This is a genomic window from Sediminibacillus albus, assembly GCF_900101125.1.
GTDB classification, from domain to species: Bacteria; Bacillota; Bacilli; order Bacillales; family Amphibacillaceae; genus Sediminibacillus; species Sediminibacillus albus.
This window is the reverse complement of record NZ_FNFL01000008.1, coordinates 153844-174308: the sequence shown is the minus strand read 5'-3', so window position 1 is coordinate 174308 and position 20465 is coordinate 153844. Positions and strand designations below refer to the sequence as shown.

Sequence of the window (20465 nt, the reverse complement as noted above, 5' to 3'; positions counted from 1 at the left end):
CAAAAGCGGAAGCACCTTGCTCAGTGCCGTAAGAACTGGACTTCCCCGATTGAGATAAAGGAAACACAGAGCGCAGCGACGATGTTGACTTATCGAATTTAGAGGAAGAGATTCCATCCAAAAAAAATCCCCTGCCGACGGCAAGGGACATTATAGCTATGCATGTTCTGTTTTAAACTTTTCAGCAAGTTTAATCAATTCCTTCGCATGTTCTTTCGTTGTTTCGGTTAACTCTGCACCAGTAATCATTCTGCTGATTTCTTCTACGGAGGCTGGGCTATCCAGTTCAACTACAGAAGTGCTCGTTCTTTCGTTGCTTACATGTTTTTCAATGAGTAAATGAGTATCAGCCATTGATGCTACTTGCGGCAAATGGGAAATACAAAGAACTTGAGATCCACTAGAAATACCATAAATTTTTTCAGCGATTGCTTGTGCTACTCTACCACTTACCCCGGTATCCACTTCATCAAAAATCACACTGGTAACGCCCTGGTGCTTGGAAAATATCTTTTTCAAAGCCAGCATAATACGCGATAATTCACCACCGGAGGCAACTTTATTAATTTCTTTCAAAGGCTCTCCAGGATTGGTTGTAATTAGAAATTTGACGATATCAAAACCATTTGGCTGCAAGTTAACCGGAGCACCTTTATATACCGGATCCCCTTCTGTACCTTTTCTAGTACTAATATCAACACCGAAGGATGCTTTTTCCAAATAAAGATCTTTTAATTCCTGGTGTATCGCTGACGCAAGTGTTTCTGCTGCTTGTTTCCTAATATCATGGATATGGCTTGCTTCCAACAAAGCGTCCTGGCCCTGCTCGGAAATTTGGGACTGGAGTTTAGACAAATGGGACTCTCTGTTGTTAATTTGATCAATTTCTTCTTCAATCTCGGCAGCATATTCCAGGATATCGGTAACGGACTGGCCGTATTTCTTCTTCAAGCGGTTAATTTCGTTTAGTCTGCCTTCGATGATATTTAAACGTTCCGGATCATACTCCATGGCATCTAAGGTGTTGCGTAATTCAAAGGTAAATTCCTCTAAAACATAATAATGATTGGAAAACTCTTCTTTCTTGGCTGCCGCTTGCTCCTCATATTCACTGGCACTTTCCAGGCCGTTTAAGGCAAGTGAAAGCCAATCAAGACCTTTTTGTTCGCCATATAATGCATTGTACGCATCATGAAGACCTTGATAAATCTTTTCATAATTATTCAGCTTATTACGTTCTTCCGATAATTCTTCGTCTTCCATGGGCGACAATTCCGCCTCTTGAATCTCTCGTAATTGAAATTCCAGCAAATCAAGCCTTTGAGCCATTTCCTGTTCATTTTCGCTTAATTCACGGAATCTTTTTCTTAAACTTTGATACTTATCAAATAAACGTAAATAGTCTGCTTTCACTTGCTCCAGTTCATTTCTCATATATAAATCCAACAATTCAATATGGCGGTCAACTTCCATCAATGATTGGGTTTCATGCTGGCTATGAATATCGATCAACGTCTTGCCAAATTCCCTAAGTATAGCTAAAGTTACAAGCTTGCCATTGACCCTGCAAATGCTCTTTCCATTGGAAGTAATCGTACGATGCAAGACAACCATGCCATCCTCGTTAATTTCAATGCCAAAATCCTTGCCCTTGGCATATACAGGATGTTTAGAATCCTCAATGATAAACAAGCCTTCGATATCAGCTTTTTTAGTGCCATACCTAACAAATTCAACAGAGCCTCTTCCTCCGGCTAATAGTTGGACCGCATCGATGATAATGGATTTTCCGGCGCCTGTTTCACCCGTCAAGACAGTCAATCCTTCATTGAATGTTATCGATATTTCATTAATAATAGCAAAATCCTTGATAGACAATTCAGTTAACAAGTATAAGCCACCTCATTTTTAATGGATGATGCCCGCTTCAATTAATATCAAGCAGGATACCCATTATTGGTTATTTTCTAAATATCTGCTTTACAACATTTCCAACAATTTGTTCTTGATTTTTATAGTGTCTTTCTCTGTGCGGCAAATAATCAAGCATGTATCATCGCCGCAGATCGTCCCCATTATTTCCGTCCAATCAAGATTATCAATTAAAGCTCCAAGAGCCTGTGCATTGCCTGGAAGCGTCTTTAATACAATAAAATAACCAGCTGTATCTATTCTTACAAAAGCATCCATTATTAAGCGCCTTAACTTTTCCAAAGGATTAAATCGCTGATCTGCAGGAAGACTGTATTTGTATCTTCCCTCGACGGTCGGAACTTTAACAAGATGCAGTTCCTTAATATCCCTCGATACAGTCGCTTGCGTCACATTATATCCCAGGTTCCGCAGGTGTTCGACTAAATCATCCTGCGTTTCTATGTCATTTTCGGTTATTAATTCTCTAATCTTAATATGTCGTTGACCCTTCGTCATCCTAACCCTCCATTCCTTTTTTACATCTTGCCTCTGTCTGTTGGTGGTTCCTATATGTATACTCTTCCAAGAGAGAACTACAAAGGAAAAGGGCTACAGATAGTGTAGCCCTTATGCACGCTTATGATGTGTTTGATGAGCTTCTTCGACTACAAGGTCAATTTCGACATCATCCACGCTTATTCCTTCTTTCTCGCCATTCCATTGGAGGTAAGCAAGAAATTCAATATTTCCGTCACCGCCGGTAATCGGAGAAAAGGTTAATCCCTTGAAAGTAAAGCCCTGCATCAATGCAAAAGAAAGTACATCATGGAGCACCTGCTGATGGACAGCAGCATCTCTTACTATCCCTTTTCTGCCAACTTGTTCCCTGCCGGCTTCAAATTGTGGTTTAATAAGTGCAACTACTTGTCCGCCGGCTTTGATAATCGTAGCTAATACTGGAAGTATTAATTTCAACGAAATGAAGGAAACATCAATGGATGCGAAATCAGGTAAACCCCTGTTAAACATATCAACCGTTACATAACGGAAATTCGTTCTCTCCATAACCTCTACCCGGGCATCATTGCGGAGTTTCCAGTCAAGCTGGTTATAGCCTACATCTATGGCATAACTCATGGTTGCGCCATTCTGCAAAGCGCAATCCGTAAACCCTCCGGTAGATGATCCGATGTCGACCACGGTTTTGCCCGACATATCGATAGAAAAATGTTTGATCGCTTTTTCCAGTTTTAGCCCGCCTCTTCCTACGTAAGGAAAAAGCTTGCCTTTGACTGTCAATGGAATGTCATCGTCCACCTTCATGCCTGGCTTATCCAATCGCGCCTGGCCCGAATAAACCAATCCAGCCATGATCGATCTTTTCGCTTTTTCTCTTGTTTCGATCAATTCCCTATCCACTAACAAAGTATCAAGCCTTGTCTTTTTACTCACTTCGATCATGCCCTTTGCTGTTTACTTGGCAGCATTTGCTGTATGTTTTGAACAGTTTTTTCTTTGGTAAGTCCGATTTCTTCCATCAGCTCTTCCACTTTGCCGTGTTCTATATAGCTGTCCGGAATTCCCATCCGCCTGATAGGTTGGTTGGTATAATTATTTTCTTCAGCAAATTCCAAAATAGAACTTCCGAAGCCGCCTTTTAAAACAGCTTCTTCTATTGTAAGAATAGGGATGTTTTTAGACATCAACCCATGAAGCATTTGTTCATCTAAAGGTTTAATGAATCTTGCGTTGACAACTTGGACAGAATAGCCCTTTGCCTGCAGCTCATTGCTTGCGTCCATCGCCATAGGCAAGGTTGTCCCAAATGTAAGAATTGCTGCATCGTTCCCCTCTCTGAGGGTTTCCCAGCTTCCAATATCAATCTTAGTTAATGTTTCATCCATTGGCACACCTAAACCATTCCCGCGTGGATAACGCAGGGCAATCGGGCCGTCATCATATTCAACTGAAGTATGGACCATGTGTTGGCATTCATTCTCATCCTTAGGCATCATCACTACCATATTTGGGATGCTTCGTAAAAATGCGATATCGAAGACTCCCTGATGCGTTTCGCCGTCTGCACCCACCAAGCCCGCTCGATCAATACCAAATATTACGTTTAGGTTCTGTCTGCAAACATCGTGTACCAATTGATCATAGGCTCTTTGTAAAAATGTTGAGTAAATTGCCAAGAAAGGCTTCATCCCCTGGGTGGCCAATCCTGCCGACATCGTCGTTGCATGCTGCTCTGCTATTCCCACATCAAACAGACGATCGGGAAATTCCTTTTGAAACTTCTCCAATTTTGAACCCAAAATCATTGCAGGTGTAATGACTGTAACCCGTTCATCCGTTCTAGCCTTTTGCTGTAACGTTCCGCTGACAACCTCACTCCATGCTGGCGGAGTATCTACAGGTTTAATTTTTTCCCCAGAATCAATTTTATACGGACCGACACCATGCCACCTGTCCTTCAAATCTGTTTCAGCGGGCTGGTATCCTTTGCCTTTCTGCGTAATCACATGGATTAAAACCGGTCCTTTTGTTTTCTTGGCATACTGCATATTTTCTTGCAAGGCTGAGAAGTCATGGCCGTCGACCGGGCCATAGTAGGTAAACCCAAATTCTTCAAACAACATACCAGGTACCATGAAATATTTCATGCTGTCTTTAACCCTTTCGGCGGTTTGCGCAATCCGGCCGCCAACAGCAGGAATTTTCTTCATTAACCATTCCAATTCATCTTTCACACGATGGTACTTGCCTGCGCTTCTCATTCTCCCTAACGCATTGTGTAAAGCGCCGACATTATTGGCTATGGACATCTCATTATCATTTAAAATTACGATTATATCTTTTTTCTCATGCCCTATATGGTTCAAAGCTTCCAGCGCCATTCCGCCGGTTAGTGCCCCATCCCCTATAATTGGCACTATATGGCTGTTTTCCTTCTTTAAATCCCGGGCAATTGTCATACCCATTGCGGCAGACAAAGAAGTAGAACTATGACCCGTTTCCCATACATCGTGCTCGCTTTCCCGCATCTTAGGGAAGCCGCACAAGCCTTTATACTGTCTTAAAGTATCGAATTGCTGGGATCTTCCTGTCAAAATTTTATGAATATACGATTGATGGCCAACATCAAAAATAAATTTATCTTTGGGGCTGTCAAAATATTTATGGAGTGCTAATGTCAGCTCTACAACTCCTAAGTTGGCACCAAGATGTCCACCTGTGACCGATAATTTTTCAATTAAAAACTGGCGTATATCTGCTGCTAATTGTTCTAATTCTTCGTTCGACATTGTTTTTAAAAACGAAGGATCTTTTATTTCTGTAAGATCCATAACGGGAGTCCTCCCCTACACGATAGTTTTCTTTCACAAATAATCCGGTTCATGCTGGATGTATGAGACGGAAGTAAATATTCATTTCTTTATAGTATAACAAATATCATTTTTTTACGTATCAATAATGATTTACACGAATCGAAACCAACCCTAATTATACCAACTAACTTTTATTAATCAATTGTATTTTAAACTTGGTTTCGATAAAAGCAATTACTTTTCCAACAAAAAAGATGATATTGGTGGAAGCATGGATGGCAAAGTATTTACCGATTGCCTTCCCCCCTACTGTCAATGCAGCGACAAGGCTGGTAAGAATCACTGAAATGACAATTTGAAAGGTGGAGCCTTCTGAATATCCAAAACCATTGGCTACCTGGATAACAACTATTGCCGATGCTGTTCCACTGACTATTCCGGAAATATCTCCAATCACGTCGTTACAAAAGCTGGCAAACCTGTCTGCATTACGGACAATTATCAGCGCTTGCTTGGAACCGCTTACCTTTTCTGCTGCCATTGCGTTGAACGGCACTTCATCAGCAGCTGTAGCAGCTATTCCGAGCATATCGAAAAAAATGCCGATAAGGACAATAACCAATACAATCAATAACCCCAGAATCCAAGCAACACCGCTTAACACCGAGGAGGATATGACTGAAAAAATAGCCGCTAGCACAAATGTGATAACGGCAATACTTAAACTGAATTTTAATGATTTCTGTAGTTGTATTTTCATTATTTACCCCATAATCAACATATATGTAGTCAGGAATGGTCATTTAAAAGGTAAAAACTGCGGCTTAGGTCCAGTAGGTTTTCCCAGATGGATACCGAATGTTGCCATTCTGGCGGTTCCCCTTTAAATCCACCTTAGCTTTGTTGCCAATAGCTAGACTGGATTACCACTTAGTCCGCACTATAATCCCTTTTAAATGTCCATTGGAACAGTCTAGGAGATTTCCTCGGCAGTCTTTGGCCGTTCCCTAGCCTCTTTTGCAGCACTGATTTCAAATGGAGCAAAAGCGGGAAAGAAAGTGGCCACTTTCCTTCCGCTTATACCATTATCCCCTCAGGGCCACTCAAGGCAGGCTACGCTGCGAATAGAGATTCCCTTTCCCTATTGCGCAGGTTCATACCCCATTCCATAGCGGCTACTAGGCTTAGCCTCCGCTACAGAGATGGGCCTCCGCGGAAGCAGGGTCCTCGCCCACATGCCTTTGTGGATCGCCCTGCAACCTTAACTCCCAGCACTGACCCAAGGCTGGGCGCCTCAAGCCAGCACAAGGAACTTCATCGATGTGCCCTTTGGCGGATTTTTAGGCCCGCCTTCAGGAACGGAGGACCGACTAGAATACTGCACCATTCCTTTTAAAGCTATTATAGCACAATTCCCTCTATTTCTCAATCCCGGACAATCGCCCTTACGCGCCATGCAACGTTATTTATCAGCCCTTCATATATGATAATATTTAATGGTCCCTTGAACTGAAATAATCGGTGATTTCCAACAGGATAGAACTTTCAACACCGGCTGCCTTTAATGCCTGTCTAGCCTTGTCCAAGTAAACATCTTTCTGGCGGATGGCTCCCTCTAATCCAAGTAATTTCGGATAAGTGCTTTTAAAGTTGCCCTCATCACTGCCAACTGGTTTTCCAATTAACGCTGGATCTCCATTGATATCCAAAATGTCATCCTGGACCTGGAAAATTAACCCTAGATAATAAGCATATTCTTCCAATGATAATAATTGCTCTTTCGCGGCTCCTCCGATTAATGCTCCTGCTACGACAGCATATTTTAGAAGCTGACCCGTCTTAAGTGTATGAATTTGTTCGAGTTCTTGCAAATTACTTTCCTTGTTTTCCGCCTGCATATCGAGAATTTGTCCGGCAACCATTCCTTTTGGTCCGGCAGCTTCTGATAGAAGCTTGATCAAGGTGACTTTCTGTCCGTCTGTCAATTGTTCTTCTCCTGAAATAATATCAAAACTGTATGTCAGCAGTCCGTCACCTGCCAAAATAGCAGTTGCTTCATCAAATTGTTTGTGATTGGTCGGCTTCCCTCTGCGGACATGGTCATCATCCATGGCTGGGAGGTCATCATGGATAAGCGAGTAGGTATGTACCATCTCCAGGGCAGCTGATGTTGAAAGGGCTGCTGATGTCTTGCCGCCATAAGATTCACAACTGGCTATCAATAAAACAGGCCGGAGCCTTTTCCCACCAGCTTCTGCTGAATATTTCATTGATTCTTTTAATCTGGAAGGGATAGATAACCTGCCGATCCTACTCATTAACTCATCATTGACAAGCTGTTGCTTTTCTTTTAAATATGCTGCTAAACTTCCCGTCACCTATTCGTCCTCCTGGATGGAAAAAGGAACAGAATCTCCCTGTTCGTTTACTATCTTAACCATTTGTTCTTCTACGTTTGACAGCTTATCACCGCAAAGCTTTGAAAGCTTCATGCCTTCCTGGTAATAATTAATCGCTTTTTCAAGCGGCACTTCCCCTTCTTCCAGCTTCTCCACGATTTCTTCTAATTGTTTCATTGCTTCCTCAAAAGAGATTTCCTGTTCACTCATTCTGTCTCCTCCTCAATTCCCCATACCTGGCAGTCCAATTGACCGTCGTATAGTTTCACAGTCACTTGCTCTCCAGGCTGAATATTTTTTGTCGAGGTTAATACTTTCCCGTTTTGATGATAGGAAATGGAATATCCCCTTTTCATCGTATTTAGTGGATTTAGTAAGGATAATTTATCAAGGTTTGTATTAAACCGGTCCTGATGCACCTTAAATTCCTTCTCAAAAGCACGCTGGTTTCTCTGATGTAACTGTAAGAGTTCACGATTCTGGTGATTAATCTGCATTTGCGGATGCTTTTGCATGAGCCGCTTATGCAGGTTTGTCCATCTTTCCTGTTTTTGGGTATATCTAACAGTTAATGCCTTTCGAAGTTTCTCTACATTCCGGTCAAGCTCTTGTTCCTTTTGTTTCAGCAGCTGTCCCGGATAGCGGAATGCATACGACTTTTGAATTTGTGCGAGTCGATCTCTTGCATTGGCCAGCCTTGTTTTTAATGCGCGGTTTAATGACCGGTCCATTGAGAATATTCTTTCTTTAATTTCTACTTGCGAAGGAACAGCAAGCTCGGCAGCTGCCGTTGGAGTTGCCGCCCGAACGTCTGCCGCTAAATCGCTGATTGTAAAGTCAGTTTCATGACCGACTGCCGAAATGATTGGAAGTCGGGAATCGTGAATTGCTCTTGCTACCACTTCCTCATTGAAGCTCCATAGCTCTTCAATGGAACCACCGCCTCTTCCGACAATCAATACATCAAAACCGGAAAAACGATTAGCTGCCTCAATTGCTTTCACTATAGAGGCAGCCGATTGATCGCCCTGCACCAAAACCGGAAACAAAACGACTTTGGCAATGGGAAATCGCCGGTTGATAGTGGTGATAATATCACGTACTGCTGCCCCTGTTGGAGAAGTTATCACACCGATTTGCCGGGGGTAAATAGGAATCCTCTGTTTTATTCTTTCATCAAAAATCCCTTCATTGCTGAGCTTCTCTTTTAATTGTTCATATGCCAGATACAGAGCACCAATTCCGTCAGGCTCCATATGAGTGATGTATAATTGATATTGGCCTTGCGGCTCATAGACACTTAGTTCTCCTCTGATAAGCACATTCATCCCATTTTCTGGTCTGAATTTCAGGGAACGATTGTTTCCTGCAAACATTACCGCCTGAATGCGTGACTTGTCATCTTTTAAGGTCAAGTACATATGTCCCCTGCTGTGGTGCTTGAAATTGGAGATTTCCCCTTTAAGCCATACTTCTTTTAAGTGCTTGTCCATTTCAAACTTCCGCTTAATATATTTCGTTAACGCACTAACTGTTAAATATTTGTCATTCATAGCAAAACACCTGCACATCTGTGGAATATTATTGCGGGCTTACCTTTACAGCTGATGATGTTGTTTAGCTGATTTAATTGTATTATGTAATAGCATTGTAATAGTCATCGGCCCTACGCCCCTGGGTACAGGCGTTATGTAAGACGCCTTTTCCAGCGCTGAGTCAAAATCAACATCACCTGTAAGCTTTCCATTATCCATCCGGTTAACACCAACATCAACCACCACGGCCCCGTCCTTGATATCATCGGCTTGGATAAAGTGAGCTTTACCTACTGCTACAATTAATATATCTGCGTTTTTTGTAAATTCATTCATGTTCTTGGTTCTTGAATGGCAGTAAGTTACCGTTGCGTTTTCGTTTAATAACAGTTGACCGACAGGCTTTCCTACAATGTTGCTCCTACCCACAATTACGACATGTTTTCCTTCGATTTGGATGTTTTTCGATTGGAGCATCGTTAAAATGCCATAGGGTGTGCATGGAAAAAATGTATCCTTTCCCGTGAGCATACGTCCAATATTAATAGGGTGAAAGCCATCAACATCCTTCTCCGGGTTAATCGCTTCGATAACTGCCTGTTCTTCGATATGGTCAGGCAGTGGCAGCTGAACGAGAATTCCATGGACCTCAACATCGTTGTTAAGTTCAGAAATTAGTTGAAGCAGCTCTTCCTGAGAGGTAGACGAAGGCAGTTCGATTAAACGTGAACGAACGCCAACTTCTTCGGAGGCTCTTTGCTTCCCTTTTACATAAGATTGAGAAGCAGGGTCATCACCAATTAAAACTACTGTGAGAGCAGGAATAACACCTTTATCCGCTAATTTTTCTACTTCCTTTTTCATTCCTTGTCTTAAATCCGCTGCTAATTCCTTGCCATAGATAATTTCTGCTACCATTTGTAATCCCCCTATTTTAACATCTTAGAAAGAACGCCATTGATAAATTTACCTGATTTTTCATCACCATAACTGTTCGCCAACTCGATCGCTTCGTTTATGGCTACACTATTCGGTACCTCTTCATTATAAAATAATTCATATGTCGCTATCCGCAGCAAAGTCTTTTCGACAGATGCCAGTCTGTTAAACGTCCAATGTTCCAAGTGTCCATCAATTTTCTGATCGATTTCCTGCCTGTATTTTGTTACCCCATGAACGAGGTCATTGAGAAATGAATCCTCCGAAGGGCCTTCCATGGCATGCTCTATTGCCTCGTCCGGTTCAATATCATTCACATCCATCTGGAAAAGGACTTGGAAGGATTTTTCTCTTGCTGTGCGTCTTTTCATCATTTCATTCTCCTTTTGTTCGTGTTCAAAAAGAAGGATAAACGGGTTAATTAAGAGAGAAAATTTAACTAAACAGTTGTTTCCAAGCTTTTCGAACTTCCGCTTAAGCATTTCTGTTTCAAATGATAACATTTTACATGATACAAAGCCATTTCCAAGCTAAAAACCCCATTAAAGTTTTTATAAATCATTTAACTGGTCATCATCAGCCGATTCAGAGCTCGACTTTTATTATCAAAACTTTCATCAAAAAAGGCCAAGAGACTGCTGCCTCCTTGGCCTTGGCTGACTATTCCATTAGCTCTTCCGTCTCGTCTTTCTGTTCAATTTGTACACCAACGATGTGGATATTGATCTCGTCTATTTCCAGAGCAGTCATATTTCTAAGCGCCTGCCGGATATTTGTTTGTATTTTTTGCGCAACTTCTGGAATGGACGAGCCGTAATCCAGCACAACAAACACATCGATTAAGACGCCGTTTTCTGTTAATTCCACCTTGATGCCTTTTCCGTGGGATTTTTTGCCGAACCTTTCAGCAACACCAGAAGCAAAGTTACCTCTCATAGCGTAAACACCTTTTATTTCTGTTGTCGCAATCCCAGCGATTACTTCAATTACTTCAGGAGCTATTTCCACTTTTCCCAAGTCCGAACCTTCACTCACATTCAATAAAGAGTTATCATTCATTGTGTTCACTCCTTTTTATGCTATTCATCTTCCATTATAGTATATTTCTCCAGGAATTTTGTATTAAAATCGCCATCGATGAATGTTGGATGTTCCATCATTTTGGAATGAAATGGAATAGTCGTATGGACGCCTTCAATAACATACTCGCCCAATGCCCTCTTCATCCTGCTTATCGCTTCTTTCCTGGTAGCTCCGTAGACGATAAGTTTAGCAATCATGGAATCATAATATGGAGGAATCCTATAACCAGGGTAAACAGCCGAATCTACACGAACTCCTAACCCTCCTGGAGGTAGATACATTTCTATCTTTCCAGGCGAAGGCATGAATTGCTTGAATGGATTCTCAGCATTAATTCTGCATTCGATTGCCCAGCCCTCGAATTCGATATCTTCCTGCTTGAATGACAATGGTTCGTTGTTTGCAATTTTAATTTGTTCTTTAATCAAATCGATTCCCGTCACCATCTCAGTCACAGGATGCTCTACTTGAATCCGTGTATTCATTTCCATGAAATAGAAAGTTTCTTCTTTTTTATCAAAAATAAATTCGATGGTCCCCGCTCCGGAGTAATCTACAGCCTTTGCAGCTTTAACCGCTGCGTCTCCCATTTTTTTCCGGATAGCAGGCGTGACTGCCGGCGATGGAGATTCTTCTATCAATTTTTGCAAGCGGCGCTGAATTGTGCAATCCCGTTCGCCTATATGCACGGCATCGCCATGATTGTCGGCTAATACTTGGATCTCTACATGGCGGAAGTCCTCGATATATTTTTCTAAATAAACACCTGGATTCCCAAATGCGGTCTCTGCCTCTTTTTGGGTCACTCGGATTCCTTTAACTAATTCTTCTTCTGTTTTAGCAACACGTATTCCTTTTCCGCCGCCGCCTGCAGTTGCTTTAATGATTACCGGATAGCCGATCTCTTTAGCAACTCTGCGTCCCTCTTCTTCATCAGCGATAATTCCTTCTGAACCAGGTACGATTGGTACCCCTGCAGCTTTCATTGTTTCTCTTGCCACATCTTTTGTACCCATCTTTTGAATGGCATAAGCACTTGGTCCGATAAAAGTGATATTGCAGGCTTTGCAAATTTCAGCAAAGTCGGCATTCTCGGACAAGAAACCATATCCTGGATGGACAGCATCAACTTCAGTCAACGTGGCAACACTCATTATGTTCGTAAAGTTTAAGTAGCTATCTTTACTAAGGATAGGCCCGATGCAATAAGCTTCATCGGCCAACTGTACATGGAGGGACTCCTTATCGCCTTCTGAGTAGATTGCTACTGTTTCTATATCCATTTCTTTACAAGCACGTATGATTCGAACAGCTATTTCTCCCCTGTTCGCAATCAGGATTTTCTTAATCACTTTGTCATCCCCTTACTTTGCCTTCACTCTGAATAATGGTTGTCCATACTCTACCAGCTCACCATTTTCGACGAGCACTTCGACGATTTCCCCGTTAACGTCTGCTTCGATTTCATTAAATAACTTCATTGCTTCAACGATACAGACAATCGTATCTTTAGAGACCGTGTCCCCTTTTCTTACGTATACTTCACTTTCGGGGGTAGGAGAACTATAAAAGGTTCCAACCATTGGCGAGACAATTTCATGGTCATAATTTTTCGCTGTATCCTCCTCCTGAGCAACCGGAGGATTTTCCTTAACCGGCTCTGGCTGTTGGACAGGGCTGGCAGGCACTGTCTCTTGTGGAGAAGCTGCCTCTTGAACAGTGGTTTTCTCCTTGATTTCGCCAGTCTGTTTTTTCATAGAAACCTTTGTTCCGTTTGATTCATAGCTGAATTCATCAATACTAGATTGATCAATCAGTTTAATTATTTCGCGTATTTCTTGTACTTTTAACATGCTTTTCGGCACCCCTTTTTATCTGCAATTTAACAACAGGTACTAATAACTCCTCTTAGTATTTTACGAAAAGCCAGCCAAAACATCAACTATCTGCTTATGAATGAGAATTTTCCCCTCTATATATATGATTATACCAATGTGTATCCGCAATGACTAATTTCTTTTCTTCAGGGTTCCCAACAGGAACCAGCTTTGCCTGGCAGCGGTTAAACAATAAAAAACCGATTCATCCGCTTTTAGCTTTAGGGCGGGAATCGGTTTTTCCAAGACTTCTATTCTAGCAAGTATGATAACTTGTCCTGAATTAATCTACTGGTTGGTACTTAACTTCTATTGTTACTTCTCCAAATTCATCTTTTACCATTTGAATGATATTATTTGCCTCTGTCCGTGATAATTCTTCTGCTTTGACGGTAACAACCACTTCATTATCTTCCGAGCGGACTAGAACATCTTCGTATTGATTCTCTGATAAGATGGTTTCTTCGATAATCGACTCTTTTTTGGCAGCCTCATCGAGTTGCTGCATTTCTTCATAGGCTGCATTTATTTCATCCGTAGAGGCGCTGCTGGAGGCAACAATTTCTTCCAGCCTTTCTTTCATGGAGCTTCTTTCATCCTGGATGTCCATCCGGATAGAGGTGAACAATTCATCAGTGGATGTTTGTGATATGACAGAATCCCCTTCCTCCAGAACTTCTGCATCTCCTTCCGCGGAGTCTGTTGTACTTGTAGATGTCGCTTGTTCCTCATTTCCCTCTGTGGAATTATTTAAAAATGCAAGTTCCTCATTATTAGGAGAACTCATATAAAATACGCTCAACACAATCATTAAACTCAACATTGTCAGTAACCAAACCGTTTGCTTTTTTAGCATTCCAATTCCTCCTTATTTATTTTTAGGCATCACAGAAATTCTGTGAGTCGGAACATCCAGGACTCTGGATACTGCTTCGACAACCCATTGCTTCACCTGCATGTGGTCAACTCCCTTAGCTACTATGAGGACCCCCCTTACATCCGGCTTTTTTGTATGGATAAGAAGCGGAACTTCTTTATCACCTTGTCTGACTAATACAACTTCTTGTTCTCTTGTAGAATCTTCAAGCGTACGTTCTCCCCCATTTTTGTCTGTTTCATCTGTCGTCTGCGTGCCAATGATTAAATTTTTTTCATATACTTTCTGTTTGGTAGAATCCAAATTAACCATCGTTTCTACTTCTGATACGCCCTGGATTTTTTCAAGCAAGGCTGTCAACTGATTCTCGTAGCTGCCTTCCAAATCGGAGATCGGCTCTTCTTTTTCTGTGTTTTTCTTATTAAGGAAGGCTTCCTGTTCTTCGTTAGCATCGGTATCAGGAGTGACAGAAAGCATCGTATCTTTCTGCGTATTGTCAGATGAAAAAATTCCGCTGACTAATATCAGTAATAGACCAACTAGACCTAGAATAAGCAGATATCCCAACTTAGAAGGTTTGTTCTCATTTCCTTGCTTTAGATTTAAGCGGGAAAGTAATTTCTTAAGTGGATTGTTCACTCTATCCCTCCCTCCAATCAATGTTGATGGTTTGTTTTTCCAATTCCCATTGTTCAAAGAGAAAATTACTGATTTCTCCAGTGTCAGGGAGTTCTTCTTCCGCCGGCTGATCGTCGACGTCTATTACTACTTGTTCAACTTCTCCTTCTGTTGTTTGCAAGCCTTTTTCAACTAGCGTTACATTCACTGCTTGCAACGATTCAAAGGACATTTCCTTCCCCTCGACAAATTGGAAAGCTATATCGGCGATGACAACTCCATACTCTTTCTCCAACCCCTCTTCCACTTCGTTTTTCATTTGGACAGCCATTTCTTCTAAAATATATGCATGTTGGGAGGCTTGTATTTCATTTTTCTTCAAATCAATAGAATTTTTCATATTTTCTTCTGTAACATCCGTCTCCAAGCCATTGAGAGCGTTGGCCATCATGGTATCGATATCCATTTGGAAGAGATGGAATAAAGGTTGTAAGAATATGAGAATCAATATAAGGCCGACAACTACCTTAATATATTTTTTCATCGAGGAATTGGGCATGAGCAGGTCCACCAGCATAGCCAGCAGCAAAAACATGATGATTTGTGTAACCCATTCGGTGAGTGTACTTATAGCAATCCCCTCCCGTTCAGCGCAGCATGACCGTTAGATTGCTGGCGGCCACTAAAATGACTATTGCCAAAAAAAACATTAAGGTTACGATCAGCAGCGCGGCAAAGATATATATAATATGCTTGCTAATACTATCCATGCATTCAATTACCGGACCATCGCCGATAGGCTGTAGCAAAGCAGAAGCAAGTTTATAAATTAGTGCGATCACAAATATTTTTACTGCCGGAAATAAAGCGATACCAAGAACGACAAACACCCCTACAAGCCCGACAGCGTTTTTTAGCAAAAGGGATGCACTGAGCACTGTATCTGCCGCATCAGTAAACATTCTTCCTACAACTGGAATGAAATTCCCTGTCACGAACTTAGCCGTTTTCAGTGCAATCCCATCCTGGATTGCACTTGCAGCGCCCTGGACAGAAATCACCCCCAAAAAGGCAGTTAGAAAAACTCCTAAAAGACCGATTCCGATGTTTTTCAACAGGTCAGCCAACTGTGTTGCTTTATAATTTTCATTAAGCGTGCTGACAATGGAAAGTAGGGCAGAGAGGAAAAATAGCGGCAATACAATGGTGGAAATCAATAAAACACTAATATGAATAAGAAAAATGACAGCAGGATGAAAAAAAGAAACCGCCGCCAAACTTCCGAAAGAGGCCATAAGCCCTAATAAAAGCGGAAGAAGGGCAACCATAAACCCGCTCATCATGTCGATAGATTCCTTTGCATAGGATGCAGCTGAATGAAAACTATTCAGCGCCAACACAATCAATACCAGGTAGACAATTGCATAAGCAATTTTACTAATATTTTGATTTTCAAAAGAAGACTGTAATGTTTGTAAAATAACACAAAACAAAGTTAGAATAATTAACATTCCAAGTAGCTTGCCATTAATAATAACTTCATGGAATAAATATTTTGCTATACCTTGCATCCATTCTTTGAATGATAGCGATTCCTTGTTTTTTATAAATTCGACCAGCGTCGTTTTCTGCAAACCTGGCAAATAGCCCCCATACTCATCGACTATATGGTTCCAATAGCTTCTAATCTCCTCTAAAGATACGGATTCAACTGTTTCCTGATTTAATTCATCCAATTTGTTATTGTCTCCTGTTACGGCGGCAGCTCTAGAAGGTGCTATATTAACAACGATTAGTACGAAGGCAAATAACGCAATTATTTTTACTAAATGATTCATGCACCCGACCAGGCTCCCTTCTTCTACCTTAAACTGGCAAAAACCCGAGAATTGTTTCAATTACAGCTGTTAATATAGGAACAGCTAATACGAGAATAAAGATCTTACCAGCAAGCTCAATTTTAGCCGCTACCGAGCTTAGTCCGGCATCGCGGGTAATATGAGCCCCAAAGTCAGCTATATAAGCAATCCCAATAATTTTAAGGATTGTTTCGATATAAATACCGTTAATACTTGCCTTTTTGCCCAGATTACTTATTAAAGAAAAAACTTCGGCAATTTGTTGGATGACAGACAGGAAGATGAAAATGCCGGTGATCAAAATAAGTATGAAAGCTAGTGATGATTTTTGGTCTTTTAGAAGGATAAAAAGCAGGCTGGCAACAACGCCTAAACTAACAATTTGAAAGATTTCCATCGATTACCCCTGAAACAGGAAAACAGATTTAATTTGTTGAAAAAGATTGGCTATCTCGTCTATGACGATAATCATGACGATAATAAACCCAACCACTGTAGCAAAATGGGCGATATCTTCCTTCCCCATTTGTTTTAAAATGGTATGAATCATTGCAACGATAATGCCAATTCCTGCAATTTGAAATAGAATCGTAGCCTCACCAAGCATCAATCTTTACTCCTTTCCTGTCTATATCAAGAGTAGGACCACCAGTAACCCAGTTAGAAATCCAAGACTTTTAACCATTTTGCTATATTTTAATTGCTGATCCTGAGCTTCCTGCAACTCTCTTTCCAGATGAGTCAGTGCTAAATGGATATGTTTTTGCTGTTGTTCAAAATCATGCTGGCCTAACGTTCTTCCGAACTGGCGCAGGATTTCTTTTTCATTGCCTTTTAATGAAGACAATGGCCAAAACTTATTCAACTGGGATTCCCATGTCTCGTATAAACTAGCGGGATTATCGCGCAAATCTTTGCTGACAGCTTCGAAAAACAAAGCAATTGGATTAGGAAGTTGAAGTGCCAATGTTTCACAAGCGTCAACTAACGGTGCCTGGCTATATAAAATTTCTGCTTCCAAAATTTGCAGTGCGCTTTTTAGTTGTCTAATCTGCTTTGGGCGGTCGGTTAACTTCCTGGAAAATTCAAAGCCTACCCATGTTGTGGCGCAAAGCAGCAGAATTGCTCCTACCCATTTCATTTTGTTTGCACCTCTGTTTCTTTAAGACATTCTCCCCATGTTCATTGAAAATTCCTCTAATCTGGCCAGGAAATTGATTGCGCTCTAAGATCACAAACCGCTGAAAAACTTGTCCGCGGAATAGAGGCTCAAGCGACGGCCTTTTCTTTAAATGGCCAAGGCTGTCGCCATGGATAGAGCAAATAATTCTTACCCCGGCATGCAAGGCCTCCATTAATGCTTGTACATCTTTACTGCTCCCGATTTCATCTACAACCAATACCTCCGGAGACATCGAGCGGATCATCATCATCATTCCTTCTGCTTTAGGACAGGCGTCCATAACATCCGTACGGAGCCCAAGATTATGTTGAGGGATACCGTCAATGCTGCCGCCTAATTCTGAGCGTTCATCGATTACTGCTGTTTTTTTTGCAGGAGCCTTGCTCCACCCACTTGATACAATCCGGGTGATGTCTCTCAACATCGTCGTTTTGCCTGTTTGCGGCGGACCAACTATCAAAGTGTTTAAGTATTCTTTCTCATATAATTCAGGTACTATACTTTCAGCTGTTCCGCGCTTTTCTTTGGCAATTCTTATATTAAACGAAGAGATATGCTTGATTGCTTTGACTGTCCCATCGTTGGTGTTAACTTTGCCGGACAATCCAATTCGGTGCCCGCCTTCGATTGTGATAAACCCTTCTCTCAATTCGTCTTCCAGCCGGTATAGCGAAAATTGACTGAGCTGGTTTAGTAAGAATAAACTATCTTCTTTGAGAGGAATAAGCGATTCTGCCCATTCATATCCATTGTCAAATACCAGTTCGATCGGCCGAAAAATTCTAATCCTGATTTCTTGTAAGCTTGTCCAGCGTTTTTGCAGCACTTCAGCTAATCCAGACTTAATGTTTGAAGAGAATAAACGCAAGATCTCTTCCACCCAATCACCCTCAATCTACTAAATTACTTTTTATAACAGCCATTGGTGAAGATTTGCGATTTCTTGTCCTCCACTTGGAAACAGTTAGTTAACCAAACCCTTACCAACAATGTATGCCGACTGCCATCATTTATGACAAACAAGATAGAGAGAAAAAGGATTAATACAGTTAGAGAATAAAGGCCTATTAGAAACGAAAATACTAGGGTAGAATATAGTGAGGAAAACGATTACTAATAGGACTAACTAAATAAAAAAAGCCTGCTGCATCTTTTGGATGTAGCAGGCTTTTTCATACTAATAAATTTTCTGCTGTTATCAAGCTCTGGAGACATATTTACCGTCTGCAGTGTTAATTAACAATACATCGCCTTCATTTATAAAGAAAGGCACTTGTACACTCAAACCTGTCTCTAATATTGCAGGCTTTGTACCGCCGCTGGCTGTATCTCCTTTTATTCCTGGTTCGGTTTCCGTTACTTTTAATTCTACATTGTTTGGCAGTTCAACTCCAAGAGTTTCTCCCTGATAAGTCATGATGCTGACTTCCATGTTCTCTCTTAGAAATTTCAATTCATATTCAATTTGGCTCGTTTGCAGTTCCAATTGTTCATAAGTGTTGGAATCCATAAAAGTATGTGTATCTCCCGAAGCATATAAATATTGCATTTTATTATTTTCAATGTGCGCCCGGTTAACCTTTTCACCAGCTCTGAAAGTCTTTTCCTGAATATTGCCATTTCTGATATTGCGAAGCTTGGAACGGACAAATGCAGCTCCTTTTCCCGGCTTTACATGCTGGAAGTCAATTACCTGCCAAATACTGTTGTCTACTTCAATTGTTAAGCCTGTTCGAAAATCGTTCACTGATATCATGTAATAATTCCTCCTTCGATCCCTTACCTATAATGTAATCAATTCTTTTGGCGCGAAGCTTAGAGATTCATTGCCGTTTTTAGTTACCAATGTATCATCTTCTATTCGGCACCCGCCCACATTGGGCACGTAAATTCCCGGTTCAACCGTTACGACCATTCCTTCCTCCAGTGTTTGTTCTGACCGGTAGGAGAGCATAGGTCCTTCATGGACATCAAGTCCTAACCCATGGCCTGTAGAGTGGCCAAAGTATTCGCCAAACCCTTTTTCCGCGATATAATCTCTTGTTAATGCATCTGCTTCTTTTCCGGTAATTCCGGCTTTTATTCCTTCCATACCTTTTAATTGAGCTTGCAAAACGGTATCATAAATTGTTTTTAACTCATCGCTTATCTTGCCGACTGCTACTGTCCGTGTAATGTCGGAGGCATACCCCTGATAGAGAGCGCCAAAATCCAATGTTACCAATTCGCCAGATTTTATTTCTTTTTCAGAAGCAACACCGTGCGGCAAAGCTGAACGCAATCCGGAAGCGACAATGATATCAAAACTGGATGAAGCAGCCCCCTGTTTTCTCATGAAAAACTCGAGCTCATTGGATACCTCTATCTCTTTAACTCCAGGCTTTATGAAAGTAAGAATATGCTCAAATGCCGCATCAGCGATTTTTGCTGCGGACTTAATAATATTAAGCTCCTCATGCGACTTAATCAAGCGTAATTTTTCAACAATTCCACTAGTGGGTACGAATTCCGCGTCTACTTTGTCACTGTATTGTTGATATATCCCATATGTAAGATCATTTTTTTCAAAGCCTAAAGTCTTACTTCCCATTTTTTTAAGTTGTTCTGCTACCTCCAGATGGATTGGCTGTTTATGTTCGATGATTTGAAAGTCTTTCACCTGTTCATTGGCTTGTTCGGTATACCGGAAGTCTGTGATGAATAAGGCTTCATCTGCGCTAACTAATGCTACACCTGCAGTTCCTGTAAAACCAGTTATGTATCTGCGGTTTTTAGCACTGGTGATCAACAATGCGTCAATATTGCTTTCCTTAATTGCGGCTCTTAATTTCTCCAATTTCCCCATGGTT

General features: G+C 41.2%; 23 protein-coding genes. All 23 read right to left on the bottom strand.

The features are described from left to right. Positions 1-156 precede the first annotated feature (156 nt). The 23 genes from recN to BLR93_RS16750 all read right to left on the bottom strand — a co-directional run bounded on the left by recN (position 157) and on the right by BLR93_RS16750 (position 20461). A complete protein-coding gene (gene recN / locus BLR93_RS16860; RefSeq protein ID WP_093217157.1) occupies positions 157-1890 on the bottom strand; it encodes a DNA repair protein RecN in 1734 nt (577 codons plus the stop codon). Between the two features lie 90 nt (positions 1891-1980). Continuing rightward, the gene (gene ahrC, locus BLR93_RS16855) at positions 1981-2430 is read right to left on the bottom strand and encodes a transcriptional regulator AhrC/ArgR (RefSeq protein ID WP_093217155.1); all 450 of its coding nucleotides are present in this window, start codon (positions 2428-2430) and stop codon (positions 1981-1983) included. Positions 2431-2541: 111 nt separating this feature from the next. Next, positions 2542-3375: a TlyA family RNA methyltransferase gene (locus BLR93_RS16850; protein ID WP_093217152.1), complete on the bottom strand. Its 834-nt coding sequence runs from the start codon at positions 3373-3375 to the stop codon at positions 2542-2544. Continuing rightward, the gene (gene dxs / locus BLR93_RS16845) at positions 3372-5264 is read right to left on the bottom strand and encodes a 1-deoxy-D-xylulose-5-phosphate synthase (RefSeq protein ID WP_093217150.1); all 1893 of its coding nucleotides are present in this window, start codon (positions 5262-5264) and stop codon (positions 3372-3374) included. Before dxs ends, BLR93_RS16850 begins: the two co-directional genes overlap by 4 nt. Before the next feature lie 166 nt (positions 5265-5430). After that, on the bottom strand, positions 5431-6006 hold the full coding sequence (locus BLR93_RS16840; protein ID WP_093217147.1) for a hypothetical protein: 576 nt from the start codon (positions 6004-6006) through the stop codon (positions 5431-5433). Between the two features lie 733 nt (positions 6007-6739). After that, positions 6740-7624 carry a polyprenyl synthetase family protein gene (locus BLR93_RS16835; protein WP_245690184.1) on the bottom strand — a complete coding sequence of 295 codons (885 nt, stop codon included), beginning with the start codon at positions 7622-7624 and terminating at the stop codon, positions 6740-6742. Further along, positions 7625-7855 (bottom strand): exodeoxyribonuclease VII small subunit, encoded by a 231-nt coding sequence (locus BLR93_RS16830; RefSeq protein WP_093217144.1) that lies wholly within the window; start codon positions 7853-7855, stop codon positions 7625-7627. Further along, positions 7852-9198: an exodeoxyribonuclease VII large subunit gene (xseA, locus tag BLR93_RS16825; protein ID WP_093217142.1), complete on the bottom strand. Its 1347-nt coding sequence runs from the start codon at positions 9196-9198 to the stop codon at positions 7852-7854. The genes BLR93_RS16830 and xseA overlap by 4 nt, the downstream gene beginning before the upstream one ends. Before the next feature lie 45 nt (positions 9199-9243). Then, on the bottom strand, positions 9244-10098 hold the full coding sequence (gene folD / locus BLR93_RS16820) for a bifunctional methylenetetrahydrofolate dehydrogenase/methenyltetrahydrofolate cyclohydrolase FolD (protein ID WP_093217139.1): 855 nt from the start codon (positions 10096-10098) through the stop codon (positions 9244-9246). An 11-nt stretch (positions 10099-10109) separates the two neighbouring features. Next, the gene (gene nusB, locus BLR93_RS16815; protein WP_093217182.1) at positions 10110-10490 is read right to left on the bottom strand and encodes a transcription antitermination factor NusB; all 381 of its coding nucleotides are present in this window, start codon (positions 10488-10490) and stop codon (positions 10110-10112) included. A gap of 289 nt (positions 10491-10779) precedes the next feature. Next, positions 10780-11178, bottom strand: a complete 399-nt coding sequence (locus BLR93_RS16810) for an Asp23/Gls24 family envelope stress response protein (protein ID WP_093217137.1) — start codon at positions 11176-11178, stop codon at positions 10780-10782. 20 nt (positions 11179-11198) lie between these two features. Further along, the gene (gene accC, locus BLR93_RS16805) at positions 11199-12554 is read right to left on the bottom strand and encodes an acetyl-CoA carboxylase biotin carboxylase subunit (protein WP_093217134.1); all 1356 of its coding nucleotides are present in this window, start codon (positions 12552-12554) and stop codon (positions 11199-11201) included. A 12-nt stretch (positions 12555-12566) separates the two neighbouring features. Beyond that, positions 12567-13055 carry an acetyl-CoA carboxylase biotin carboxyl carrier protein gene (gene accB / locus BLR93_RS16800; protein ID WP_093217132.1) on the bottom strand — a complete coding sequence of 163 codons (489 nt, stop codon included), beginning with the start codon at positions 13053-13055 and terminating at the stop codon, positions 12567-12569. A gap of 307 nt (positions 13056-13362) precedes the next feature. Continuing rightward, positions 13363-13935, bottom strand: coding sequence for a SpoIIIAH-like family protein (locus tag BLR93_RS16795; RefSeq protein WP_093217129.1), 573 nt, complete (start codon positions 13933-13935; stop codon positions 13363-13365). A gap of 12 nt (positions 13936-13947) precedes the next feature. Then, positions 13948-14595 carry a stage III sporulation protein AG gene (gene spoIIIAG, locus BLR93_RS16790; protein WP_093217127.1) on the bottom strand — a complete coding sequence of 216 codons (648 nt, stop codon included), beginning with the start codon at positions 14593-14595 and terminating at the stop codon, positions 13948-13950. 1 nt (position 14596) lies between these two features. Continuing rightward, positions 14597-15151, bottom strand: coding sequence for a stage III sporulation protein AF (spoIIIAF, locus tag BLR93_RS16785; RefSeq protein ID WP_245690188.1), 555 nt, complete (start codon positions 15149-15151; stop codon positions 14597-14599). Positions 15152-15221: 70 nt separating this feature from the next. Further along, complete coding sequence (gene spoIIIAE, locus BLR93_RS16780) at positions 15222-16412, bottom strand: stage III sporulation protein AE (RefSeq protein WP_093217123.1); 1191 nt, start codon at positions 16410-16412, stop codon at positions 15222-15224. Between the two features lie 28 nt (positions 16413-16440). Next, the gene (gene spoIIIAD / locus BLR93_RS16775; protein WP_093217121.1) at positions 16441-16830 is read right to left on the bottom strand and encodes a stage III sporulation protein AD; all 390 of its coding nucleotides are present in this window, start codon (positions 16828-16830) and stop codon (positions 16441-16443) included. A 3-nt stretch (positions 16831-16833) separates the two neighbouring features. Continuing rightward, entirely contained in the window at positions 16834-17040 is a 207-nt protein-coding gene (gene spoIIIAC, locus BLR93_RS16770; RefSeq protein ID WP_093217118.1) for a stage III sporulation protein AC, read from the bottom strand. Positions 17041-17061: 21 nt separating this feature from the next. Next, positions 17062-17574 (bottom strand): stage III sporulation protein SpoIIIAB, encoded by a 513-nt coding sequence (gene spoIIIAB, locus BLR93_RS16765; protein ID WP_093217116.1) that lies wholly within the window; start codon positions 17572-17574, stop codon positions 17062-17064. Continuing rightward, positions 17519-18496: a stage III sporulation protein AA gene (gene spoIIIAA / locus BLR93_RS16760; protein WP_093217113.1), complete on the bottom strand. Its 978-nt coding sequence runs from the start codon at positions 18494-18496 to the stop codon at positions 17519-17521. The genes spoIIIAB and spoIIIAA overlap by 56 nt, the downstream gene beginning before the upstream one ends. A gap of 318 nt (positions 18497-18814) precedes the next feature. Next, positions 18815-19372 (bottom strand): elongation factor P, encoded by a 558-nt coding sequence (efp, locus tag BLR93_RS16755; RefSeq protein WP_093217111.1) that lies wholly within the window; start codon positions 19370-19372, stop codon positions 18815-18817. A gap of 27 nt (positions 19373-19399) precedes the next feature. Next, a complete protein-coding gene (locus tag BLR93_RS16750) occupies positions 19400-20461 on the bottom strand; it encodes a M24 family metallopeptidase (RefSeq protein WP_093217108.1) in 1062 nt (353 codons plus the stop codon). Between the last annotated feature and the right edge of the window lie 4 nt (positions 20462-20465).

Coding starts and splice junctions, on each gene's coding strand:
- efp (WP_093217111.1), bottom strand. CDS start 19,372: ATGATATCAGTGAACGATTTTCGAACAGGCTTAACAATTGAAGTAGAC.
- accB (WP_093217132.1), bottom strand. CDS start 13,055: ATGTTAAAAGTACAAGAAATACGCGAAATAATTAAACTGATTGATCAA.
- dxs (WP_093217150.1), bottom strand. CDS start 5,264: ATGGATCTTACAGAAATAAAAGATCCTTCGTTTTTAAAAACAATGTCG.
- spoIIIAF (WP_245690188.1), bottom strand. CDS start 15,151: ATGCTGGTGGACCTGCTCATGCCCAATTCCTCGATGAAAAAATATATT.
- xseA (WP_093217142.1), bottom strand. CDS start 9,198: ATGAATGACAAATATTTAACAGTTAGTGCGTTAACGAAATATATTAAG.
- BLR93_RS16795 (WP_093217129.1), bottom strand. CDS start 13,935: ATGCTAAAAAAGCAAACGGTTTGGTTACTGACAATGTTGAGTTTAATG.
- ahrC (WP_093217155.1), bottom strand. CDS start 2,430: ATGACGAAGGGTCAACGACATATTAAGATTAGAGAATTAATAACCGAA.
- spoIIIAB (WP_093217116.1), bottom strand. CDS start 17,574: ATGAAATGGGTAGGAGCAATTCTGCTGCTTTGCGCCACAACATGGGTA.
- spoIIIAC (WP_093217118.1), bottom strand. CDS start 17,040: ATGCTTGGTGAGGCTACGATTCTATTTCAAATTGCAGGAATTGGCATT.
- BLR93_RS16850 (WP_093217152.1), bottom strand. CDS start 3,375: ATGATCGAAGTGAGTAAAAAGACAAGGCTTGATACTTTGTTAGTGGAT.
- spoIIIAE (WP_093217123.1), bottom strand. CDS start 16,412: ATGAATCATTTAGTAAAAATAATTGCGTTATTTGCCTTCGTACTAATC.
- BLR93_RS16810 (WP_093217137.1), bottom strand. CDS start 11,178: ATGAATGATAACTCTTTATTGAATGTGAGTGAAGGTTCGGACTTGGGA.
- folD (WP_093217139.1), bottom strand. CDS start 10,098: ATGGTAGCAGAAATTATCTATGGCAAGGAATTAGCAGCGGATTTAAGA.
- spoIIIAD (WP_093217121.1), bottom strand. CDS start 16,830: ATGGAAATCTTTCAAATTGTTAGTTTAGGCGTTGTTGCCAGCCTGCTT.
- BLR93_RS16750 (WP_093217108.1), bottom strand. CDS start 20,461: ATGGGGAAATTGGAGAAATTAAGAGCCGCAATTAAGGAAAGCAATATT.
- BLR93_RS16830 (WP_093217144.1), bottom strand. CDS start 7,855: ATGAGTGAACAGGAAATCTCTTTTGAGGAAGCAATGAAACAATTAGAA.
- BLR93_RS16840 (WP_093217147.1), bottom strand. CDS start 6,006: ATGAAAATACAACTACAGAAATCATTAAAATTCAGTTTAAGTATTGCC.
- nusB (WP_093217182.1), bottom strand. CDS start 10,490: ATGAAAAGACGCACAGCAAGAGAAAAATCCTTCCAAGTCCTTTTCCAG.